This is a genomic window from Akkermansia sp. (genome assembly GCF_020860705.1).
GTDB lineage: Bacteria > Verrucomicrobiota > Verrucomicrobiia > Verrucomicrobiales > Akkermansiaceae > Akkermansia.
Map to the genome: position 1 here is coordinate 159,976 of NZ_JAJBTT010000001.1, position 22,180 is coordinate 182,155.

The following is a 22,180-nucleotide window of genomic DNA, read 5'->3' on the forward strand; positions in this document are numbered from 1 at the left end:
TCCATGGCACATCAAGCCGCCCGGAACATTCCGGGCGGTTTTTTTACGTTTCAAAAGCTGCCGTCACCCGCAGAAAGGCCCCATGGAAGAAGTTTTACCTGCCCTCCGCTTCCGTACCATCCTGGAAACAGCGCTTTAAAGGGTATCCCGATCTTTTTCCAGGCCTTCGGATTTTTCCGGACTCCCTCCCGGCCGCGTTGTTCTGGTTTCCTCTCCCACGTGCATCCGGGGCCGTCCTGAACGTTCAATCAGGTTAACTCTCTTCTTGTTATACATCAAATACATGCATTCTGCTTCAACTACGCCGCAGGCGAGCGCCCCGACTAAAATCATGGTGACGCCGAATCCGACGGATTTTCTGCATAAGGCGACTACGGAGCAGGCAAGGGAAGCCACCGCCAGCAGAACACCGGCTATGCCCAGCACCATTCCGGGAACAAACCCAAGGTCGGAAGCCGCAGCAAACCACGGCAATGTCACAGCCGCCACCACGCAAATGCAGGCCGCCGCCTTCACAGCCCGGAGACATTGCAACACAACGGATTGATTCTCCATAATTTCTCTATACTCTCCGGGAACAGTACTTGTCAATCGCAACGGGAATCCCCTTTCCTTTTCCGTCAAAGCCCCATGGCGGGAGAAGACGACCCCGTTCACCATGGTCATCCGCCTGCGGGTCATCCATATCCGGATTTCCTTCTCATCTCCCCTCCTCCTCTCCCTATCAGCACGGGCATTTCAGATACGGTTTCCCCTTCATGAAGAGGCGTTCCGTCACATTCTGCTTGAGCATCACTGTGAAACCCTTACAATGGCTTCCCCTTCAAGCAGGAAGAAATTCTCTCCTTCTTTGCGATGACCCCTCCCCATGCATCCACCGGTTCCGTAGAACGGTACCCGGACAGACACGGTTTTCTGTCCGCCATCTGCCAGGCTCTCCGCGCCGCGTTCATTCCGCGCCGCATGCGGTGCCTGTGGGCGGCCAGCCTCGTGGCGGCGCTGGTGGTCAATCCGTATGTACTCAATGACGGACAGAGCGTGCTGATGAGCTGCATGGGCATTGTCTGCTCCGCCTCCCTGCTCTGCGGCACCATTCTCCTCTGCCTGAAATACCGCTTCACTGCGTACGTCATCCTTCCGGCCGTCATCCTGTTCAATGCGGGCCTGTACATGATGCAGATGCGGTACGGCCTGACTCTGAACCTTTCCGTCCTTTCCAGCATTGCGGAGACGAATTTCCGGGAAGCCTGCGCCTTTTGCACCGCCTCTTCCGTCATGGGGGCCCTGCTGCTGGCGGCATTCATTTACCTGGCTATTTACTGGAGCCGCCGTTCCCTGCGCCAAAAGGCCACGTGGAGCGCGCTGGCATGCATCTGGGGCCTGTACGGAGCCTTTCTGCTGCTCAGCATTCCGGCCACCTCCTACAGCTCGGAGCCCCTTTACCTTTACTACACTTCCGACAAGGCCAAAGGCTGGCCCTTCGTGGATTTCATGATGACGTACAAGCTCACGGACGACTACATCACCCAGGACGCGGGAAGCTTCAACGAACTCCGGAGCCTGCCTTCCTGCGCGGAGCCCCTCTCCTGGTGCGACGCACCGGATGACCTTGCCGTAGTTTTCCACATGGGCGAGAGCGTTCGCGCCGACCATCTTTCCCTCAACGGTTATCACCGGAATACGATGCCTCTGCTTTCGAAGGAATCCAACGTCGTTTCCTTCCCGCATGCCACCTCCTTCGGCATTGTGACCAGAATTTCCGCCATCGGCATGTTCACGGATGCGGAACTGTCCAGCCGGAGCCCCCGCCATTCCTCCTTCATCGACCTGTTCAACAAGCACGGTTTCCGTACCATCCGGATCATGGACCTGAACGGGGATTCCATCCATGACTATTCCATGGGCATCCTGACCCGGAACTGCCGGGAGCAGAAACAAACGCCTCCCCTGCACCAGACGCCCGGAATGATGCAGGAACGCACCTCCCTGGTGATGGAGGAAGCCCTGAAACGGCATGGCCGCGGCAAGCAGGTTTACGTCATTTACAACAACGGGAGCCACATGGCTTTCAGCTATCCCGCGCAAGCCGGACATTTTACCCCGGCATCCTGCAATATGGACGACCCCAAGGCCCGGCTGGAAGAAACCGTCAATGCGTATGACAACTCCATCGTGGATCTGGACGCCTCCATCCACCGCATGATTGCGCAGCTGAAAGACAGGCCGGCCATCTATTTTTACTGCTCCGACCACGGCGTGGCCCTGGGAGAAGAAGGGAAAATGTTCCAGGGGCACGTGCTGCCGCCCGTTTACCGCCCCGCCATGTTCGTCTGGTATTCGGACGCCTTCGCCTCACGCTACCCGGACATGGTGCGCGCCTTGAAGGCCAACCGCCTGAAAGCCGTCTCCCACGACCATATTTTCCATACCCTCCTTGCCATGGCCTCCATCCGTTCGGAAGTCGTCAGAAACGGGTTGAACCTGGCGTCTCCGGACGTCCGGGAAACTCCGGCCCCCATCCAGCCGGAAATACTGGCCGAATGGATGGCCGCCCCCGCACAGCCGCAGCCGCTCCCGTAAAAAAGGCGGAGGCTCCCTGCACATCCCACCCTTCTGCGAGAGACGGCAAACTTGCAAGGAGTCCGGGAATCCTACCGCACCCGGATCTGGAGGGGATGCCTGATGCACTCGCGGACGCGGCGCACTTCCGCCTCCCATCCGGCGGCGGATTTAACCGGGGAAGCCTTGTCCCAAACCGCTCCCAGGTACCAGTCAAAAGGCTTGCCGCTCTCCACTTCCCTGGTCCAGTAGGTGCAGCCCTCCGCATCCTCCGCCCGGCCTTCCGGAAGCCAGGGTGCGATCACCGCGGTTCCAAAGCAGCCGTCGTTCTTCCGAGGGGTGCTCCAGGCGGTGATGATCCCGCCGTTTTCCCGGTCTGCCATGACGGTTTCATACTTATTCCTTCCTTTTCCCGTATCCAATCCCACTCCGGCCTTCACCATGTCCGCCCCCTGGACGGCCAGCGTGCTGCGGACCCTGGAGAAACGGCTGCCCGCATCCAGAGTCACCTTCCGCGTCTCCGCAACATGCATGCCGTCTCCAACGCCCCACGGAGCATAAACCACCTCAAAAGCAGTCTGCACCGGACCGTTATACAGCGTCCGGGCGCTGACCCAGTTCCCTGACACATACGGCTTCCTGTCCCTGAACACGGCGATGCCGCCGCAGCCCCGGCCACGCCCCACATTGTACATGTCCAGCCCCTTGCCATGGTCACGGTGGTAATCACCCCTCTTGTAAAATTCATTGATGACGGGTTGCCAGGCGCGCTTGCTCCAGACGTCCGTTCCGCTGGAAACCAGGCCTTCCCCCGCAGGAGCGGACCTGGCAACGGCCGGACCGTAAATCCGGTGCGCCGTAAGATCGTTTTCCCAGGCGAAATCATCCAGACGCTCCGGCACCGGACGGCTGAAACAGACTTCCGCAGAGGGAGCCGCCTTCAGGGAGGAATTTTCCAGAATCCAGAAATCACGGACCGTTCCGGGACGGAAACTACCCTGGAACAGCAGGGTATCCGTCCGGCCGTCTCCATCCGTGTCCGCCAGCTGGTGAGGAACCACGCGCCCATGGCGTACATCAAACACGCGCAAACGGGAGTCATTCCCGGAAGCCCCCCGCGGCCAGGGAACGGCCACCGTTTCATTCGGGCGGAACATGAAGAGGGGGTTCGTGACGGTCACGGTTCTTTTCTGCGGATGGTCCCGCCCAATGACCCACTTGCGCAATTCGCAGCCTGCCATCAGATAGGCTCCGGCGCCGTACACCTCCGTATCCTCCCCGGAATAATGTCCCGGCTTGTCGGCAATAGGCTGCACCCATCCCAGGGCTCCTTCCGGAGTCACGGCCTCGCAGGCGGCCTTCCATGCCCTGCGGATGACGGGAAGATATTCCTCCGCATCCAGATACCCCTGGTTCACGCCCCACATCATGCCGTACATGATAAACAGAGTTCCGCTCATTTCCTTCAAGGGAGGATGTTCAGGGTCCATCAGGCTGGCATGCCATGACCCGTCGGGCGACTGGAGCTTTTTCAAAGACGCCGCCAGGCGCTTGAGCAGTGCCGTGTAATAGGGGCGGGAAGGCCAGTCATGCGGCATATCCTGCAATAGGAGGGGGAGCCCCGCCATCACCCAGCCGTTGCCCCGGCTCCAGAACATCTTTTTCCCATTGGCCGCCGGAATGGTGAAATAACGGGAATCCCGGAAGAACAGCCCCTCCTTCCTGTCAAAAAGATAATCGCACGCAGCCTTGTATTCCCTGTCCATGAACTCCAGATACCGGCGGTCTCCGGTATAGGCCGCCAGTTTCACGAATACGGGAGGGGACATGAACAGGGCGTCAGACCAGCTCCAGCGGTCCTGGCATCCGGGGGTCTGGAATTGCAGGGAGGCGGAAGAGGGCTGCGTCATCACTTGATCCAGCACGGCGCGGATCTTTTCCGCCGCGGCGGGACGCCCGTCTTCCATGGCCATTTCCAGCCAGGCGTGCCCTATGGCATGGTCATCCGCATGATAATGGCGCTTCAAGGTTTTCCATTCCAGCTCCTCCCCCGCCTTCCTCAGGACCGACAGCGCGATGCCCTCCGGAATGGCCAGGCCGTACTGCGCCATTCCGGAATAGAACGCCCCATAGGTCCAATGCAGCGGGGAGCGTTTTTTGGGATGTTCCACCTGCCACCGGGCAACCAGGCTCAAATTGTCCCGGATGGTTTTCTCCTTCCAATCCGCAGAAGCTCCCGAACCAGGCTGCGGCACAAACAGCAGGGACAGCGCAGGGACCAGGACGCCTTTGGCCCATGGACGACATAGAGAAGTGAAAGAGAACATAAGATGCTATACGGAACAATCAGCCCGGAAATTTCCTTGCTGAGCATTTCCTCCCCCGCCTTCCCAAGCCGTTTCTGTTTTCCGCGGGCATTGGAAAAAGCGGAAACATGGGCACATATGGTGCCATGACAGAAAAGGAAGCCGCATTCCCAACCATCCTCCACGGAATATATACTATATATAGTATATTAATAAATATTTCACACATCATTTGCACATTTTCCTTGCGAGAGCTCTCTTTCCATGTTTCATTGCGTTCCAGCGCAGGTAACGGAAGACGGTGAAAATCCGTCGCGGACGCGCCGCTGTAACCGGTAGACGATGGACCGGACACTGACTGCTCAGCAGTCGGGAAGTCCCCATCACATGTCGCACCGGAAGCCAGAAGACGACCTGATGCCCCCGTATCCCATCCCGCGGACAGGATGAACATACGCACAGGTCCTCATCGTGCCCCTTGTGAAGAATGCACGCATGCGGCGGCCCTTGCCTATGATTTTCCAGGCTTTTGCCCAGGCTCGCGGATGAACGGTCATCATCCCTTCCAAGCGAGACATCCACCATGGCAACAAGCATCATTAAACGTTCCGGAAAAAAGGAACAATACCAGGGCTATAAAATTGAAGAAGCCATCAAGAACGCCTTCCATAGCTCCGGTACCTCCTACAACCGCTCCATTTATGAAGAAGTGGAAGCCAAGCTGAGCCATCAGGACAGCGCGCATGTGGAAGAGATCCAGGACATGATTGAACGCGCCCTGTTCCGCTGCGGATACTTTGACACGGCCAAGACCTTCATCACCTACCGCTTCCTGCACAAAATGCAGCGCGAGCAGCTGGGGGGCCTCTATTCCGGAAACACGTATGTGGACTGCAAGCAGACGGTGGAGGAATACATCGGCCAGAGCGACTGGCGCATCGCCGCCAATTCCAACACCACGTATTCCAATGCCGGCCTGATCAACAACACGGCGGGCAAGGTGATTGCCAACTACTGGCTGGACCAGGTCTATTCCGCCCGTGAAGGCGCCGCCCACCGCGAGGGGGACTACCACATCCATGACCTGGACTGCCTGACCGGGTACTGTGCCGGCTGGAGCTTGCGCAACCTGCTCAATGAAGGATTCAACGGCGTGCGCAGCCGCGTGAACAGCAGGCCCCCCCGCCACTTCCGGGAAGCCCTGGGCCAGATGGCCAACTTCCTGGGCATTCTGCAGAGCGAATGGGCCGGAGCGCAGGCGTTCAGCTCCTTTGACACCTTCCTGGCGCCTTACGCCTTCAAGGACCAGGCGGACTTTACGCGCATCAAGAAGGACATCCGCAGCTTTGTTTACAACCTGAACGTGCCCTCCCGCTGGGGCCAGTCCCCCTTCACCAACGTCACCATTGACTGGACGGTGCCACGCGACCTGCGGGACCAGCCCCCCTTCAGCGGAGGGGAACACCTTTTTGAGGGAATGGAAGACCCCGCATTGCTCGCCCTGGCCCGGGAACGCGGCGTGAACAAGCTGACGGAACTGACCTACAAGCACTTCCAGAAGGAAATGAACCTGATTAACAAGGCCTTTTACGAAGTGCTCACGGAAGGGGACAGCACGGGACAGCCCTTCACCTTCCCCATCCCCACCGTCAACATCACGGAAGACTTTGACTGGGAGGGGGAAAACGTGCCCCTCCTGTTTGAAAACGCCGCCAAGATCGGTTCATCCTACTTCCAGAACTTCATCGGCAGCCAGTACACCGTCAATGAAAACGGGGAGCGCGTGCCGGATGAGCGGGCCTACAAGCCGGACGCCGTACGCTCCATGTGCTGCCGCCTCCAGCTGGACCTGCGGGAACTGCTCAAACGCGGCGGCGGCCTGTTCGGCTCCGCGGAAATGACCGGCTCCATCGGCGTGGTCACCATCAACCTGGCCCGGCTGGGCTACCTGTTCAAGCAGAACCGGGAAGCCCTGTTCGCCCGGCTGGGGGAACTGCTGGACCTGGCCAAATCCTGCCTGGAAAAGAAACGGGCCTTCGTCCAGGAAATGTACGACCGCGGCCTGTACCCCTACACCAAGCGCTACCTGCCCACCTTCCGCAACCACTTTTCCACCATCGGGGTCAACGGCATGAACGAGCTGCTCCGCAACTTCTCCAACGACACGATGGACATCACCTCCGAGGAAGGCAGGGCGTTTGCGGAAGAAATCCTGGAATTCATCCGCCTGCGCATGCAGGAATACCAGGAGGAAACGGGCAACCTGTACAACCTGGAAGCCACGCCGGCGGAAGGCACCACGCACCGCTTTGCCCGCGAGGACCAGAAACGCTATCCGGACATCCTCCAGGCCGGGCCCGTGGGGCAGCGTTATTACACGAACAGCTCCCAGCTCCCCGTGGACCACACGAGCGACCTGTTCCGGGCGCTCCAGCTCCAGGATGAATTGCAGTGCTGCTACACCGGGGGCACCGTCTTCCACATGTACATGAATGAAGCCATCAGCTCTCCGGAAGCCTGCCGGGACATCGTCCGCAAGGTGCTGACCCGCTTCCGCATGCCCTACCTGACGGTTACGCCTCTTTTCTCCGTTTGTGAAAAGCACGGCTACCTGCGCGGGGAACATCAATACTGCCCCTTCTGTGATGAGGAACTGCTCCACATCCACAGGCACGAATAACTCTTTTCCACCGACCGCACCATTTCAAACCCCCAATCATTAAAACGACGATGACCAAACAGGAAATATTAAGCAAATACGCACAGGACCGGACCCGCTGCACCGTTTACACGCGCGTCATGGGCTATCACCGCCCTGTGGAAACCTTCAACGCCGGCAAGCAGGGCGAATTCCATGACCGCGTCCACTTTGTGGAACCGGGCCGGCCGTGCTCCTGCTCCGCCCAAACGGAACAGCCGCGGTAATTTTCCCAATAACATATGCGAAGTCAATGGGAACGGGTCGGGGCATAGCGGATATCACGCCGCTCACCTTGCTGGATTTTCCAAACAAGGTGGCCTGCATCTTCTGGCTGAGGGGCTGTAACTTGTTTTGTCAGTACTGTTACAACGTCTCCCTGGTCAGAGGAACGGGTTCTCCTGCCGGAGACCGGACGGATTACCTTGATTTTCTCAGAGATCGGGTGGGATTTCTGGATGGAGTAGTCCTGTCCGGCGGCGAGTGTACGCTGTGTCCCGACCTCATCCCCATCTGCCGCGAGATCCGGCAGCTCGGCTTCGCAATTAAAATAGATACCAACGGCACAAGGCCCGGCGTGGTGAAAACACTGGTGGAAGAGGGTCTTTGCGACTACATCGCCCTGGACTACAAGGCGCCTGCCGAACAATACGGCACCGTTACAGGAAGGCCCGACCTGTTCCCCTCCTTTTCCGAAACGCTGGACTACCTGATCGCCTCCCATGTCCCCTTTGAAGTCAGAACCACCGTCCATCCCGATTTATTGACGGAAGATCACGTCAACAACATCATACGCGACTTGACAAAGCGAGGGTATGGGGGCAACTACTTCGTGCAAAATTTTTACCTGACCCAACAAACACTCAACTCTCTCCCCGCGCCGAGCCGGTTGTTTGACCGGACCAGGCTGGAGCAGTCCTCCATCCCCGTCCGCTTCCGCAACTTTGAGTTCGCTCCGGGCAAAGACTGACCCAGCCGACCATGTTCGACATCCTGCTCAATCACAACACCCTGGTTCTCTTTGGAATCATCTTCTTCGGCATCGCCCTTGGCAGCATTAAAATATACGGCCTGAACCTCGGTCTTTCCGGCGTTCTCTTCGTAGCTCTTGCCGCCGGCCACTACAGCCTGGCCATCCCCAACGGCGTAGGCCAGCTGGGCCTGGCGCTTTTCGTCTATTGCGTGGGCCTGAGCGCGGGCAACCGCTTCTTTTCCGCCATCGCCAAGCAGGGCAGCAAGCTGGCGGTCATGGCCGCCGTCATCGTAGGCGTTTCCGCCCTCTTCACCTGCCTGTGCGGCATCTGGTTCAAGGTTCCCGCCGGGATTTCCTCCGGCATCTTTGCCGGGGCCTGCACCAGTACCCCGGCCCTGGCGGCGGCTACGGAAAGCCTGCCCGGAACCTCCGGCAGCGGCGTCAGCATTGGCTACGGCATCGCCTACCCGTTCGGCGTGGTGGGCGTGGTCCTGTTCGTCCAGCTTCTGCCGCGCCTGCTGCACATTGACCTGAACAAGGAGGCCAAGGTCATGCACTCCAAGCAGGAGGCCAGCATTATTTCACGCCTCGTCCGCGTCACCCAGCCCAACCTGATCGGCCAGAACATTGCGGACTGCAAGCTGCTGGACGGCCTGCACTGCATGGTGACCCGCGTGGTGCGCAATGACAGGCTGATGCCCCTGACGCCGGAAGACACGTTCCGGGAAGGAACGGAAGTCCTCATCGTCGGCAACAGCGACACCATGCCGCATGACATCGCCTTCCTGGGAGAAACATGCGAGAATCCCTACCCCATGGACTCCCAGAAGGAACGCCGCAAGCTGATCCTGACGGACAAGAACTATGCCGGCCGCAAGCTGCGCGACCTGAAAACCCTGCGCACGGACGGCGTTATCATCTCCCGCATCTCCCGCCTGGGCTTCACCTTCGTCCCCACGGGGGACACCACGCTGGAACGCAACGACGTGCTGACCGTCGTAGGTTCCCCGGAAAACCTTACCAAATACGGAGATAAAATCGGCCACCGCAGCCAGGACATGAACCAGACGGACCTGCTCTCCCTGGGCTTCGGCCTTTCCCTGGGCATTGTCCTGGGGCTGGTCAACTTCAGCTTCGGCAACGGCATGGGCATTTCCCTGGGCATTGCCGGCGGTCCGCTGATCGTGGCCCTGCTGCTCGGCCACTTCGGAAGGCTGGGGCCTATCGTGGGGTACATCCCCCGCCCCACCCGCCTGCTTCTTCAGGACCTGGGGCTGGTCTTCTTCCTGGCTGACGCCGGCATCAAGGGCGGCGCTGATCTGGTGGATACGGTGGCCACCCACGGCGCGGCCGTTTTCATCATGGGCATCATCGTCACCTGCTCCGGCATGTTCGCCGGGTACCTCATCGGCATGAAGGTCTTCAAGATGAACATCCTGGAATGCCTGGGCGGCATCTGCGGCGGCATGACCTCTACCCCGGCCCTGGGCGCCATCGCCAGCAAGACGGACTCCCAGGCCCCCGTGGTCAGCTACGCCACCGCCTACCCCGTAGCCCTCATCCTGATGACCATCATTGCCAAGGTCATCATCCAGACCATCGGCGGCCAGGTGGGCATCTAGCCAGCAGGGCCGGACGCGCCACAAACTTCAGAAGAGAAGATACGCATTCTCCTGGGGAAAACCGTTCTCAGCCCCCTGTTCTTCCCACCAGGTGGAATTTATCCATTGCTTTGATTCCATCTTTTTATCCATGAAATTGTTTTAGGAGAGCGGCAAAAATTTCCATCCCCTCTCCAGGAACAAAAAATGATGTTGTTTTTTGGGGCCATCAGATATTAAATGAGTAAAGCAGGTTGATGCACAGGCTCTCCCGCCGTCAAGCCTTGAAGAAACCAAGACGGAAGACCACCCAGACCCGGACCGGGAAACTATGGAACAAAATAGATTGAAACGATTGGCTTATGAAAAAAACGCCCCATGCTTTATCCATTATCCCTGCCATTTCAATTCTGTTCAGCCTTGTTTTAACCAGTTGCAGCCCGGAACCGGAAAAGCATGCATGGGAAGACAAGGGAGAATTATTGAGTGAAAAAGAGGACTTCAAGAATTTTCCGCAGGCCTCCCACATCCATGTCGTCTGGGATCTGTCTCAAAAAGAGATGAACGATTATTCCAATCCGAGAACTTTGATGCATATTTATCCCGATGACGACATCATCAGGAATGTGTTCACTCATTCCTCTGAATCCCTGCCATTCCCGGGAAGTTTTGATTCAGACCAGATAACGTTATTTTCCGTCAAAGATTCATTGAATAAGAAATTCCTTAACAAGGTTAATCCCGTACTAAATCATCACGGCTACCCTGAAATCAGGAAAAAGGATGTTAACGCTTATTGGCGTGGAAGGTATTCCATAACAGGATCGGACGATTTCTGGTACGATATGGAAGCCGTTATTTTTCATGACGGTTCTTCCTTTATACTGTTTACGAAGATTCCCAAGAAAGTGCTCAGATAATGATCAAACCATTAGAGAGAAACACGCGCCCATCCCTCCTATGAATCCGGAAAGAAAATACCATATGCCGTTTCACCATGCCTGGGATGCACTGAAACAGGCATGTACGAGGGCCTTCCGGTTTATCGGCAAATAACCCTCCTTCCTTCCCCATCAATATACTGCCGTTCAGCTGCCTGTTTCCACCACTTCCATGCAGACGGACTGGAAGACTTTTCTCCAGGGGATGCGGATGCCGGCGTTCATCAGAAAATCACCGCCGAATACCCGTTCATGGGCGCCGGTGACGGGACCGTTTTCATCCATGTTGATTTCCCTCACCAGATATCTGGCGTCAGGATCCAGGCCTTTCAGGCGCAGGGGAGGCGGGGAATCAGCCAGCCATTTGTCCATCAGCCACGCGAAGACGACGGCCCTTTTTTCATGGACGTACATCAGGGACACCACCCGGCTTTCATACGGGGAGGACAGGCGGTACAGGTCCCCGAACTGGACCACGAGGCGGATGCGCTTGTATTCCGCCAGCGCCCTGCGGGAAAAAGCCATGTCCTCTTCCGTCATGTCGCAGGGCTGGAGTTCAAAACCCAGGCGGCCGGACATCGCCACGTCAAACCGGAATTTGAGGGGCGTTGCGCGGCCTGTCTGATGGTTGGGGGAAGCCGTCACATGGGAAGCCATGGAGATGGCCGGGAACAGGTGCCCGATGCCCCACTGCATGAATACGCGTTCACAGGCGTCCGTATTGTCGGAAGTCCAGAATTCATGGTGTCTCCGCATCGTTCCATAATCGGCGCGGCCCCCGCCGGAGGAACAGGCCTGGAACACCACGTCCGGGAATTCCGCCGCCAGCGTATCCAGAATGATTTCATAGCCGCGGACATAGTCCATGGACAGGTTCCCCTGATGGGAGGCGTCCAGCCAGGAGGAGCCGGGATCGGAAATCTTGCGGTTGCAGTCCCATTTGACATAGGAAATGCCGGGATGCTTTCCGAGAAGCTCACGCATCACGCCGAGGATGTAGCGGCGCACGTCCGGGTTGCTCAAGTCCAGCAGATACTGGCTGCGTTCCAGCCTGTTTTCCCGGTGCGGAAGGCCTATTACCCATTCCGGATGCTCCTGATACAGTTCCGACTGGGGGTTCACCATTTCCGGCTCCACCCAGAGGCCGAAGCATATTCCCAGCTTTTCCGCCTGCCGGGCCAGGCCTTCCAGCCCATGGGGCAATTTGTTACGGTTCACCTTCCAGTCCCCCAGACCGGCGCGGGCGTCATTGCGCGGGAATTGATTGCCGAACCAGCCGTCGTCCAGCACGAACAGCTCAATTCCCAAATCCGCCGCACGCTTCATCATGCCGTGCAGCACTTTTTCCGTGAAGGTAAAGTACACGCCCTCCCATGAATTCAATAAGGTCAGCCGTTCCGTGCCGCCGCCGCGCAGGCCGTAGCGGCGCGCCCAGCGGTGGATGCGCCGGGAGGCTTCCCCCTTGCCGTTTCCACTGTGCACCAGAATCAGGGGAGGCGTTTCAAATGCTCCGCCGCCATCCAGCAGATAGGACGCCGGGGCCACATCCGGCCCCGCTCCGGCAAAGAGGTAATGATACGGACTGTGCCGGAACCATATCCGGTAGTTGCCGGACCATGCCAGTGCCCCCAGAATCACTTCCCCGGAGTCTTCCTGCGCCGGACCGTCCAGGGAGATGATGAAGCCGGGGCTTCCCTCCTGCGCGGCGCGGGTTCCGGTTCCGGAAAGCAGGGACAGTTCGTGGCCTCTCTGGATTTCCTCCTCGCTCATCAGGGATTCGCCGCCCCACGTGCCGCGGAAGCTGGTGACGAAGTACCGCCCTGCGCGCAGATTCAGTTGCCCGGACGCCGCGCGGTGGATGCGAATGCCTCCTTTTCCCTCGTTCCGTATCACCGCCCACTGCATGAAGGCGTCCGATTCCCGGTGGGAACGCACGTGAATTTCCACCCGTACCGGATAGGAAGGGTCTTTACAATAAAAGACGGCCTCTTCCCGGTCTTCATCCAGTGCCAGAACCTCCCACCCCAGGCATTCCAGGCGCAGGGAAAGGGTTCCGTCCGCCTGGGTGATGCAAATGCCGTATTCATCGGAAGCATTGGGAAGCCCCGTCACGGAATCCGCGAGGGAAGAGTACAGCAGAGGCGCCTCAACGGCGCCCTCCAGGGCATCCCCCGGTTCACGCAGCCGCGGCCCGTAATAGGCCCGGCGTACATGGCCCTGTTCATCCCGGAACAGGCTCATCTGAGAGGAACGGGTCAGCAAATGCACGGAATCCGGCGTCATGGTCAGCAAAAGGGAAAGGGGTCAGTCATTTTTTCCGGGCAGGCGCATGGCCGCACCTGCCTTGTCCATTAAGGCCTGCGCCGGACAGGGAAGTCAATGGCAAAATGACCGGGGAGGCGGGACGTTTCCACTACTTTTTCCACAGGCAGGAAGAAGGCCGGAATTTCATGGAGCATGATTCATGCACCAACAGTTTACTGCCGTTTTCCGGATGGCGCACCACCCGCGCACGCCGCCGCTTGATGCTGAACGAACCAAAACCGCGGAATTTGACCAGTGACCGCCTTCGGACCGCCTGCGCAATCGTGTCCAGCACGGCGTCCAGCGCTCGTTCCGCCTGTCGGGGGGTAATGCCGTCCCCCAGCTCCTTCTGCAATTCCCGGATGAATTCTGTCTTATTCATAAGGCATCCATCATGGAACACCCCATTCTTCCGGTAAAGCAGAGACGAAACGTCCGCATTCCTGCCACCGGCCCCTGTACGGCAGTCCCCTTCCATTCCGGTCCGTAAGTTTCACCCTTGCCACCCTCTCCACGGCCTATTAAAGTTCCGGAGAAATGCCTTGCCCCGCCTCCGATGCCCCCTGCCCGGAACAAGCGTTCAACGTGACCGCGCTGAAATGGCATAGCTGCACCTGGCTTTTACTGCCTGTCCTGGTCTTCATGGCAGGATGGATGCACTGGTACATTGCTCTTCCCCTGACGGCCCTGCTGTTCGCGGGGCTGGCGGCTCCCGGGCGGAAGGAACTGCCGGAAAAGCCTTCTCTCCCCGCCTTTCCGCTGTTTACGCGCTCTTCCCTTGCCGTTCTGGCGGCATTCCTCGTCCTGATGGTGCTGTCCGGGTGGGGGGAATGGGTCAATCAGCACCCGGACCATATTGTCCGGAACGCCTGTCTGCGTGAATTGGTCGCCAGTCCGTGGCCCGTCGTTTTTCCGGATGGAGATGTTTTGATTTACAACACAGGGTTCTGGCTGGTTCCGGCCCTGGCAGGCAAACTGGCGGGGCTGGGGGTTGCACGCGCGCTGGTCGTGCTGTGGGGGGCATGGGGCCTGTTCCTGGCGTGGCTGTGGCTCTGTGTTTTCTCCGGCCGCCGTTCCCTGCTGCTCGCACTGCTGATGGTGCTGTTCGGCTCCCTGCTGAATTTCCAGTACTGGCTGGGACTGGACCTGCTCAGGCTGCATTACTTCGGCACGGCGGAACAGATCATGTGCAGCGCAAACGCCTCCATTCCCGTCATGCTTTTTTTCATCTTCCTGGCTTCGGGCCGCATGCCCCTGAACTGGATGCCCCTGCTGTTTGCGGCTACGGCCTTCTATTCACCTCTCGCGGCTGTTGGGGGATTGCCCCTGGCCGCATGCCAGTGGCTCCTGCAATGGAAAAAACAGCCGCATCCCTGGCGCATCCTGTTCCATCCCTCCTTTCCGGCAGCCGTCGTTCTGGGAGTATGCCTTCTCTTTTATTATGCAGCGGTAAACGCTCCGTCCTCCCATATGGGCATGCGGCCCTTTTACACGCTCCCGGGGGATTTTCTGCTGGCGGGAACCTCCTTCCTGCTGTACGGCCTGTTCTGCTGGCGGGATTTCCGGAGGAATTCCCTTTTCATCTGCACGCTGGCAACCGGCCTCGCACTCCCCTTCTTTTACATCAATGGAGACGTCAATGACCTGCTCTGCAAGGGGAGCGTTCCGGTGATGGCATGCCTGCTCTCTTTCCTGGCCTTCAGCTGGGCCCGGCATCCTGCCCTCAGGCTCTGGATATGGCTTCTGCTGGCGCTCGGCTTGGCGCCCCGGTTCAATATTCCCTATTACGTCTGTTCTTCCAGCGCTATCCAGGCCTTCCTGGTGCCGTCCGCCTCAAGCACGGATTCTTCTTCCTTTCCATGCAGGGAATGGCGGCTGCTTACCCATGCTCCCCGGGCGCGCCGGCAGGATGCATGGGGTTCCGCCATGTACCACCCCGAGCACCGGTGGTATCCCTATTATTCCGGCACGCCGCACCCATGGCTGCGTTTTATTTACCGTTTTTAGCGGAAAGAAAGCAGTTGCAGGAAAAGAAACCGGGAAAGGATCCCGCACCTCCGGATTGTTCTTCAAAGAGGAAAAGGCCTGATCCTCAGGAGGCCTTTTGCCCTTCCTCCCGGAATTTCTTCCAGCAATCCTCAATGACTGCGGGCAGGGGTTTGCCTTCCTTGTCCATATCCCCCTGGCTCACCATTTTCTTAATCATTTTTCCGGAAACAGGGTCCAGAATGATGACGGCGGGAGGCCCGAAAACAACATAGGGGGCTTTGGAACCTATGCATCCCACTACGTTGCCCGCTTCTTCCGGAACGAATTGGAAGACAAAGGAACCCGGCGTCCTTCCCGGAGCCTGCTTGGTATCCACCATCCAGAAGATGAATTTTTTGCCGGAGGCCTTCTTAAAAGCAGGCTCCTTGATATGCTTTTTCGTAAAGATGTTGCAATACACGCACCAGGAAGAACCTGTCAGATAGATGACGAGGGGAACCTTTTTTTCAATGGCTTCATGGCGCAGCTGGTCAAAAACGGGACTGCCCGATTCATTCACGGCGGGAACGGGCGGTTGCTGCTTCACCATGGCGGAAACGGGGACCGTCACGGCAGTCATGACGGCGGCGCAAAACATGAAAACGGCAAACCTGCTCATACCCCGGTGATCATAAGCCGCGCGGAGGGGAAGTCAAACTTCAAGATTCCGCCATTGCCATCATTTGCAGTTCAAGGTATATACATTCGCCATGCGCCATTCCAACCCCTATAACCGCAGGCACCCTTCACGGAATAAATGGCGCCTCATTTTCTGGCTGTTCATGGCGTTCCTGCTCCTGTGCGGAGCACTGATTTATTTCCATCCCGCGGAAGATTGGAAAAAGGCGGACCGTAGCAGCAGCGGCCTGGCTCCTCTTCCCGGGGAAGAGCCGGAAGCCGTCGTGCAGGTGTATGCGGCACGGGCCTTCGGCTGGCGCAAATATTTCGCCGTGCATACGTGGATAGCCGTGAAGGAAAAGAACGCCGACTTTTACACCGTTTACCAGGTCATGGGCTACCAGCTTCCGTCCACGGGAACCAGCGTTTCCATCGCCCGGGATATTCCGGACCGCAAATGGTTTGGCGCGGAACCGGAATTAATTCAGGAACTGCGCGGAAAAGCGGCGGAAAAAGCCATTCCCGCCATCAGCCGCACGGCGCAGGAATATCCCCATGCCGGTACTTACTGGATCATCCCCGGCCCCAACAGCAACACCTTCACTGCCGCATTGATGAGGGAAGTGCCGGAGCTGACGGTGGAACTTCCTCCTCATGCGGTGGGGAAGGATTATCTGCCCGCCGGCATTGCCGGACGGACGGAAAGCGGCACGGGCATCCGCCTCAGTTTATGGGGCATCGCCGGATTCAGTCTCGGACTGGCGGAAGGGGTGGAAATCAGCCTGATGGGTCTGGATGCAGGTTTTGACCTCCTTCGCCCCGCCCTCAAGCTTCCCATGATCGGCCGCATAGGGGTGCCGGATGCGCCCGTGGGCTGGAACTGGTGGAGCGTCACGCTGCTTCTTCTGGCAGTCGCATTCATTTGCTTCCGCATCGTCCGCCACCTGCACCGGAAACGTGCGCAGGCGCACCGCATCCCCTACTTCCGCCATCCGCGGACGAAAACGAGCGAACGCATTTAAGACGCGCCTTACGGAAGTCTTTTCCCCTTATCCCGTTCTTCCATGCACGGGAAGAAGGGGAATAAAGCGGAAATTCGATTGCCAAGCGCGGATGAAGCTGTAAGAATCCGCGCCATGAAAAAGCTCCTGATCCGCTCCTGTCTGATTGCCGGGTTGGCCTGTGCCGCTTCCTGCGCCTCCAACAAGGAAACGGCGCCTCAGGAACCCGCCCCTGCCGTTCAGCCGGAACAAACCGCCGCAGCGGACCGCCCGGCGCCCTGGGCTCCCGCGCCGGAGAAACCGGCCATTCTTTCGGAGGATGAACAGGAAGAGTCCGCTCCGGGGCCGGCCGTGTTGCCAGGCGATTTCCGGCCCGGACTGCGCACCCCCCAGCTGCCGCAGACCCTGCTGTATGACCTGGACGGCAAGCTGATCACTCCCACCGCACCATAATCCTCCCCATCGCCATGACCGCAACCATTCCCAAAGGCTTCCACCCGGAACCTTTTTCCTACCATCAGGAACTTGAACTGGACATTGACGCCCTTTCCAACGCGGGCGACGGCATCGGCCGCGTGGACGGCTGGGTGGTGTTCGTTCCGTTTGCCCTGCCGGGGGACCGCGTGAAAGCCCGCGTCTGGCGCAATGACAAGAATTATTCCTCCGCCGACCTGGTGGAAGTACTCCAACCCAGCGCGGACCGCGTGGAACCGGTCTGCCGCCTGTTCGGCACCTGCGGCGGATGCCAGTACCAGCATTTTTCCTATGACCGGCAGCTCCTCTGGAAAACCCGGCAGGTGGCGGATCTGCTCCGCCTGCAGGCCGGACTGGAATTGCCTGTGAACCCGGCCATTGCCTCACCCCGCCAATACAACTACCGGTCCAAGATCACGCCCCACTTTGACAAGCCGAAGGAGGGTGGCAAACCGGCCATCGGCTTCCTGAAGGCAGGTTCCAGAAGGGAAGTGGTGGACGTGCCGCAGTGCCCGATTGCCATGGAATGCATCAACGAAGTGCTTCCCATGGCCCGCAAGAGCGTTTACCAGGCGGCTTCCCGCTTCAAGCGCGGCGCGACCATTCTGCTCCGCGCCTCGGAAGGTGCCGTCATCACCAACAACAATGCCGTGGCCTGCGAACATGTGGGCGAGCTGGAATTCCATTTCCTGGCCGGTGACTTTTTCCAGAACAATCCCTTTATTCTTCCCCTTTTTACGGATTACGTAGCACAGCAGGCCGGCATGGACGGGGAGGAGTTCCTGGTAGACGCCTATTGCGGCTCCGGCCTGTTCGCCCTGAGCCTGGCCCATCAGTTCAAAAAGGTGCTGGGTGTGGAAGTCAGCGAGACTTCCGCGGACTGGGCGCGCAGCAACGCCCGGAGCAACGGCATCGAACACGCGGAATTCCTGGCGGCGGACGCCGGAGCCATTTTCGCCCAGGTTGACTTTCCCGCGGCAAAGACCGCTGTCGTGATTGACCCGCCCCGGAAGGGATGCAGCATGGAGTTCCTGACCCAGTTGTTCGCCTTCGGTCCCGGCAAGGTCGTTTATGTTTCCTGCAATCCCGCCACCCAGATCAGGGACCTGGCGGAATTTGACAAGGCCGGGTACGCCGTCACCGCCGTACAGCCCTTTGACCTCTTCCCCCAGACCAAGCATCTGGAATGCGTGGTCACGTTAAAAAAGAAGATCTGATTTTCTCCATGCCCAAGCTTTACATTAAAACCTACGGCTGCCAGATGAACGAACGGGACTCCGAGCAGGTGGCCCGCATGTTCGTCCAGAAGGGTTACACCCTGACGGACCGCGAAGATGAGGCGGACGTGATTCTGTTTAATTCCTGCTCCATCCGCGAACAGGCGGAACAGAAGGCTCTGGGCAAAATGGGGCTGCTGGCCAAACAGCAGCAGCACCGCCCGCATGTGGTCTACGGCATGATGGGCTGCATGGCCCAGAGCAAAAAGGATGCCTTGTTCAAGGAGCTCCCGCGCTTGGACCTGGTGATCGGCACACAGAAGTACCACCGCGTGTTCGAGCATGTGGACGGCATTCTGAAGGCGCGCCAGGAACGCCGCATGGATGAACTGCAAAGCGCCTTTTCCGGCACGCACGTGTGTGACGTAGCGGAAGAAGCGGACTCCCAGAACCGTATCCGGGACCACCTGAATCCGGGCGCGCGCTCCACGGCATACGTCTCCATCATGCAGGGGTGTGAAATGAAGTGCGCCTACTGCATCGTCCCCTACACCCGCGGCACGGAACGCAGCCGCCCCATCCGGGACATCGTGGAGGAGGTGAACATGCTGGTGGACGCGGGCGTGAAGGAAGTCACCCTGCTGGGCCAGATCGTCAACCGGTACGGCAGGCAGATGGATACGGTGGACGGCAAGGGCGGCTTCGTCCAGCTGTTGGAAGCCGTGCATGAAGTGGAAGGCCTGCGGCGCATCCGCTTCGTCTCCCCCCATCCCATCGGCTTCCGGCAGGATCTGGTGCAGGCCTTCACCTACCTTCCCAAGCTGTGCAGCCACATCCATTTCCCCATGCAGAGCGGAAGCGACCGCATCCTGAAGATGATGCGCAGGCCGTACAGGAATGAAACCTATCTGGACCTCTGCGCGCAGATGAAGCAGGCGCGCCCGGATTTGTCCATCACGACGGATATCATCGTGGGCTTTCCCGGAGAGACGGAGGAAGACTACCTGCTGACCCGGCAGGCCGTGGAACAGGTCCAGTTTGACAACGCCTTCATCTTCCGCTACTCCCCTCGCCGCGGCACTCCCGCCGCCGTCATGGAGGAACAGATTCCGGAGGAAGTGAAGGAAGCGCGCAATCAGGATTTGCTGGCCGTGGTCAATGAAATAGCCATCCGGAAAAACCGGGAACTGGTGGGTACGGTGCAGGAGGTCCTGCTGGAAGGCCCTTCCAAAACCAATGAAGCGCGCCTCTCCGGCCGCACTTCCCAGAACAAGCCCGTGATGGTGGACGCCGCGCCGGATCTGGCGGGACAGCTTCTGCCTATCCGCATTGAGGAAAGCACGGGGTTCACCCTGTACGGCGTTCCATGCCCTTCCAGGGGGTAATTTGTACGCCGTCCTCTTCCATCTTCAAATACAAGGTACCGGTTTCCGGGAGACGGTACACGGTCGCTCCCTCCGGCACGGGACATTCATGTTCCGTAGTGAATATGACCGCGCGGGCGCCCGTGGCCCTGATCCAGGCGGCGCTGTTTACCGGATCGCGCGGATGATGCCCGATGACCAGCACATCCGCCCGCGGCGTTTCTTCCGCCCGCGCCAGAGAGGAAAATCCGGTATTCCCTATCATCAGAACAAGCCGTCCCCGGCATCTCCACAACAGCGCCCGGTTCCGGTCCTGCCTAATGCCCGTGCGGAGTGGTTCAGGAATATTTTCCCAAACAAGTTCATTTCCCGGACCAAACCGCCATTGCCGGACGGAACATTCCGCGTCCGCGACGCCCCAGTTCCGGATTCCGGGATATTCTTTCACCAGTGCTTCCACTCCGGCGCGCTCCGCCCTGCCGTTTCCGGAAGCCAGCACGCCGGAAGGCCGGATGCTGCGCGCCTTCAGCACGGGAAGAAGGGTGTATTGTACCGCGTTTTCCGTTCCGGATCCCACCACCAGAGCTGGATTGGAAATGACTACGGTCCAGGCGTCTTTCTGTAACGGAACGATGACGGCTTCATTTTCTGCGGCAGGAGGTGCGGAAGGAAGATAGCTGCACGGCAGGGAAACCACGCCTCCTGCCACCGCCAGCATGACGGAGGCCAGCCAGGAAGCCGCCGTATTGCAGGCGCACAGCATCCACGGACACCACGCAAACATCAGCCCGAACAGGGAGACGCCCATGAGCGGAAAAACGAGCACGCTCAAACACAGATTGGTCAGGGGGGCATACAGGTTCCAGGTGCCGAAGTGCCATGCCGTCAGGGGAATGGACATCAGCCACGCCCCCATGGAGACGAGCAATGCGCCACGGCACGCTTTTTCCAGACGCGCCAGCCCTCTTTCCCGCATGTTGTAAATCCGGGGCGGGATAAACGGGTCCGGAGACCACAGGGGCTTTTCCCGGTTGACCCATCCTGCCATGCAGATAATCACGGCAAAAACGCAGAAGGAGAGCTGGAAGCCAGGTTGGAAAACCTGGAGCGGATCCGCAAGGCACAAAATGATGAAGGCCAGCGCCAGAATATTGGCCGGATGCCCCTTCCGGCGCAGCACGAACGCCAGCAGCCAGACCGCCGCCATGATGAAGGCCCGCAGGGCGGACGCAGACATCCCGGTTATAAACACGTACAGCGCCAGCAAAGGCAGGCAGATCAGCCGCGCCACCGGGGGACGGACGCGCAGCAATCTCAGCATCCCCAGAACCAACAGGGCCGCCACGCCCACATGCATGCCGCTGACGGCGAACACGTGCATGCAGCCGCTCTCCAAAAACTTCTCCATCATTTCCGGCCGTGCATCCGTCTTGTCTCCCAGCACGGCGGAAACCATCACCTGCCGGGCCTCATCACCAGAAGGCGCGCCTTCCCTCAGCAGGCAGGCCGCGCCCTCCCGGAGCAGCAGGGAAAACGCCCGGAGGCGGCCCTGTCGGTCACCCGGTCCCAGTCCGCAGGCTTCATCCAGCCGGATCCCGGCGGCAATGCCGTGCAGGCGCCCCCATCGTTCCCGGTCAAACATGCCGGGGCCGCACGGGGATTGAAGCGGATACGTTTCTCCCTTAATCCGGTACCGTTCCCCCACCGCCAGCGGGCATGCCCCTTCGCGGGAGGAAACCGTATAAGACCACCTGGAACCGTCCGGACGGAACAGAACGGACTTTCCGGAAACGGCGTCCACGGTCCCTTCCACCGTAACGGACCTCCCCTCCTCCACGGTAATATTCCCGTATTCACGGTCATACGCCAGCAGATACATGGCGGACCACCCCGCCAGGGCGACAGCCAGCAGGCTCATGGAAGGAGTCCGGAACAGGCACGGCAGCAACACCCAGCAGAGGCAGAAAGCCCAGAACCAGGGGGAAACCTCCACCGCCGCGCAGGCGCCCAGCATGGCGAGAGCCGGAGCCAGCAGAGGAGCGGCGCCCAGCAGCCGTTCCGGCCACGGACGCAACGGATTCCGGTCCTTCTCCATG

General features: G+C 59.1%; 17 protein-coding genes and 1 riboswitch. Of the genes, 11 read left to right on the forward strand and 6 right to left on the reverse strand.

The window, feature by feature from the left end:
• Positions 1-135 precede the first annotated feature (135 nt).
• On the reverse strand, positions 136-555 hold the full coding sequence (locus LIO64_RS00690) for a hypothetical protein (protein WP_290547531.1): 420 nt from the start codon (positions 553-555) through the stop codon (positions 136-138).
• A gap of 300 nt (positions 556-855) precedes the next feature.
• Between LIO64_RS00690 and LIO64_RS00695 the strand changes: the two genes are divergently transcribed.
• Positions 856-2,580, forward strand: a complete 1,725-nt coding sequence (locus LIO64_RS00695; protein ID WP_290547532.1) for a phosphoethanolamine transferase — start codon at positions 856-858, stop codon at positions 2,578-2,580.
• Positions 2,581-2,651: 71 nt separating this feature from the next.
• On the opposite strand, the gene LIO64_RS00700 is transcribed toward LIO64_RS00695, so the two are convergent.
• Positions 2,652-4,886, reverse strand: coding sequence for a glycoside hydrolase family 88 protein (locus LIO64_RS00700; protein ID WP_290547533.1), 2,235 nt, complete (start codon positions 4,884-4,886; stop codon positions 2,652-2,654).
• Positions 4,887-5,113: 227 nt separating this feature from the next.
• Positions 5,114-5,297, forward strand: a riboswitch (cobalamin riboswitch).
• A gap of 151 nt (positions 5,298-5,448) precedes the next feature.
• Here LIO64_RS00700 and LIO64_RS00705 point away from each other — a divergent pair.
• From LIO64_RS00705 to LIO64_RS00725, 5 genes are all read left to right on the forward strand, one after another.
• Positions 5,449-7,545 carry a ribonucleoside triphosphate reductase gene (locus LIO64_RS00705; protein WP_290547534.1) on the forward strand — a complete coding sequence of 699 codons (2,097 nt, stop codon included), beginning with the start codon at positions 5,449-5,451 and terminating at the stop codon, positions 7,543-7,545.
• Positions 7,546-7,595: 50 nt separating this feature from the next.
• Positions 7,596-7,790 (forward strand): anaerobic ribonucleoside-triphosphate reductase, encoded by a 195-nt coding sequence (gene nrdD / locus LIO64_RS00710; RefSeq protein WP_012419909.1) that lies wholly within the window; start codon positions 7,596-7,598, stop codon positions 7,788-7,790.
• 26 nt (positions 7,791-7,816) lie between these two features.
• Positions 7,817-8,533 (forward strand): anaerobic ribonucleoside-triphosphate reductase activating protein, encoded by a 717-nt coding sequence (locus tag LIO64_RS00715; protein WP_290547535.1) that lies wholly within the window; start codon positions 7,817-7,819, stop codon positions 8,531-8,533.
• An 11-nt stretch (positions 8,534-8,544) separates the two neighbouring features.
• The gene (locus LIO64_RS00720; RefSeq protein ID WP_290547536.1) at positions 8,545-10,158 is read left to right on the forward strand and encodes an aspartate:alanine exchanger family transporter; all 1,614 of its coding nucleotides are present in this window, start codon (positions 8,545-8,547) and stop codon (positions 10,156-10,158) included.
• A gap of 341 nt (positions 10,159-10,499) precedes the next feature.
• Positions 10,500-11,057 carry a hypothetical protein gene (locus tag LIO64_RS00725; RefSeq protein ID WP_290547537.1) on the forward strand — a complete coding sequence of 186 codons (558 nt, stop codon included), beginning with the start codon at positions 10,500-10,502 and terminating at the stop codon, positions 11,055-11,057.
• A 168-nt stretch (positions 11,058-11,225) separates the two neighbouring features.
• Here the strand turns inward: LIO64_RS00725 and LIO64_RS00730 are convergent, their stop codons facing one another.
• Together LIO64_RS00730 and LIO64_RS00735 are read right to left on the reverse strand one after the other, a co-directional pair.
• Complete coding sequence (locus LIO64_RS00730; RefSeq protein WP_290547538.1) at positions 11,226-13,361, reverse strand: alpha-galactosidase; 2,136 nt, start codon at positions 13,359-13,361, stop codon at positions 11,226-11,228.
• Between the two features lie 130 nt (positions 13,362-13,491).
• On the reverse strand, positions 13,492-13,764 hold the full coding sequence (locus LIO64_RS00735; RefSeq protein ID WP_290547539.1) for an HU family DNA-binding protein: 273 nt from the start codon (positions 13,762-13,764) through the stop codon (positions 13,492-13,494).
• 155 nt (positions 13,765-13,919) lie between these two features.
• Here LIO64_RS00735 and LIO64_RS00740 point away from each other — a divergent pair, with 155 nt between their 5' ends.
• The gene (locus LIO64_RS00740; protein WP_290547540.1) at positions 13,920-15,389 is read left to right on the forward strand and encodes a hypothetical protein; all 1,470 of its coding nucleotides are present in this window, start codon (positions 13,920-13,922) and stop codon (positions 15,387-15,389) included.
• A gap of 85 nt (positions 15,390-15,474) precedes the next feature.
• Here LIO64_RS00740 and LIO64_RS00745 read toward each other — a convergent pair whose 3' ends face one another.
• On the reverse strand, positions 15,475-16,029 hold the full coding sequence (locus LIO64_RS00745) for a thioredoxin family protein (RefSeq protein WP_290547541.1): 555 nt from the start codon (positions 16,027-16,029) through the stop codon (positions 15,475-15,477).
• A 91-nt stretch (positions 16,030-16,120) separates the two neighbouring features.
• Between LIO64_RS00745 and LIO64_RS00750 the strand changes: the two genes are divergently transcribed.
• From LIO64_RS00750 to miaB, 4 genes are all read left to right on the forward strand, one after another.
• Entirely contained in the window at positions 16,121-17,050 is a 930-nt protein-coding gene (locus tag LIO64_RS00750; RefSeq protein WP_290547542.1) for a DUF3750 domain-containing protein, read from the forward strand.
• A 114-nt stretch (positions 17,051-17,164) separates the two neighbouring features.
• Entirely contained in the window at positions 17,165-17,482 is a 318-nt protein-coding gene (locus LIO64_RS00755) for a hypothetical protein (protein WP_290547543.1), read from the forward strand.
• A 14-nt stretch (positions 17,483-17,496) separates the two neighbouring features.
• Entirely contained in the window at positions 17,497-18,720 is a 1,224-nt protein-coding gene (locus tag LIO64_RS00760) for a class I SAM-dependent RNA methyltransferase (protein WP_290547544.1), read from the forward strand.
• 8 nt (positions 18,721-18,728) lie between these two features.
• Entirely contained in the window at positions 18,729-20,105 is a 1,377-nt protein-coding gene (gene miaB / locus LIO64_RS00765; RefSeq protein ID WP_290547545.1) for a tRNA (N6-isopentenyl adenosine(37)-C2)-methylthiotransferase MiaB, read from the forward strand.
• On the opposite strand, the gene LIO64_RS00770 is transcribed toward miaB, so the two are convergent.
• Entirely contained in the window at positions 20,068-22,179 is a 2,112-nt protein-coding gene (locus LIO64_RS00770) for a ComEC/Rec2 family competence protein (RefSeq protein WP_290547546.1), read from the reverse strand. The genes miaB and LIO64_RS00770 overlap by 38 nt on opposite strands.
• Position 22,180: the final 1 nt, after the last annotated feature.

What these genes read in the sequence shown, in the direction of transcription:
- LIO64_RS00690 (WP_290547531.1), bottom strand. Translation starts at nt 555, where the DNA reads ATGGAGAATCAATCCGTTGTGTTGCAATGTCTCCGGGCTGTGAAGGCG.
- LIO64_RS00695 (WP_290547532.1), top strand. Translation starts at nt 856, where the DNA reads ATGACCCCTCCCCATGCATCCACCGGTTCCGTAGAACGGTACCCGGAC.
- LIO64_RS00700 (WP_290547533.1), bottom strand. Translation starts at nt 4,886, where the DNA reads ATGTTCTCTTTCACTTCTCTATGTCGTCCATGGGCCAAAGGCGTCCTG.
- LIO64_RS00705 (WP_290547534.1), top strand. Translation starts at nt 5,449, where the DNA reads ATGGCAACAAGCATCATTAAACGTTCCGGAAAAAAGGAACAATACCAG.
- nrdD (WP_012419909.1), top strand. Translation starts at nt 7,596, where the DNA reads ATGACCAAACAGGAAATATTAAGCAAATACGCACAGGACCGGACCCGC.
- LIO64_RS00715 (WP_290547535.1), top strand. Translation starts at nt 7,817, where the DNA reads ATGGGAACGGGTCGGGGCATAGCGGATATCACGCCGCTCACCTTGCTG.
- LIO64_RS00720 (WP_290547536.1), top strand. Translation starts at nt 8,545, where the DNA reads ATGTTCGACATCCTGCTCAATCACAACACCCTGGTTCTCTTTGGAATC.
- LIO64_RS00725 (WP_290547537.1), top strand. Translation starts at nt 10,500, where the DNA reads ATGAAAAAAACGCCCCATGCTTTATCCATTATCCCTGCCATTTCAATT.
- LIO64_RS00730 (WP_290547538.1), bottom strand. Translation starts at nt 13,361, where the DNA reads ATGACGCCGGATTCCGTGCATTTGCTGACCCGTTCCTCTCAGATGAGC.
- LIO64_RS00735 (WP_290547539.1), bottom strand. Translation starts at nt 13,764, where the DNA reads ATGAATAAGACAGAATTCATCCGGGAATTGCAGAAGGAGCTGGGGGAC.
- LIO64_RS00740 (WP_290547540.1), top strand. Translation starts at nt 13,920, where the DNA reads ATGCCTTGCCCCGCCTCCGATGCCCCCTGCCCGGAACAAGCGTTCAAC.
- LIO64_RS00745 (WP_290547541.1), bottom strand. Translation starts at nt 16,029, where the DNA reads ATGAGCAGGTTTGCCGTTTTCATGTTTTGCGCCGCCGTCATGACTGCC.
- LIO64_RS00750 (WP_290547542.1), top strand. Translation starts at nt 16,121, where the DNA reads ATGCGCCATTCCAACCCCTATAACCGCAGGCACCCTTCACGGAATAAA.
- LIO64_RS00755 (WP_290547543.1), top strand. Translation starts at nt 17,165, where the DNA reads ATGAAAAAGCTCCTGATCCGCTCCTGTCTGATTGCCGGGTTGGCCTGT.
- LIO64_RS00760 (WP_290547544.1), top strand. Translation starts at nt 17,497, where the DNA reads ATGACCGCAACCATTCCCAAAGGCTTCCACCCGGAACCTTTTTCCTAC.
- miaB (WP_290547545.1), top strand. Translation starts at nt 18,729, where the DNA reads ATGCCCAAGCTTTACATTAAAACCTACGGCTGCCAGATGAACGAACGG.
- LIO64_RS00770 (WP_290547546.1), bottom strand. Translation starts at nt 22,179, where the DNA reads ATGGAGAAGGACCGGAATCCGTTGCGTCCGTGGCCGGAACGGCTGCTG.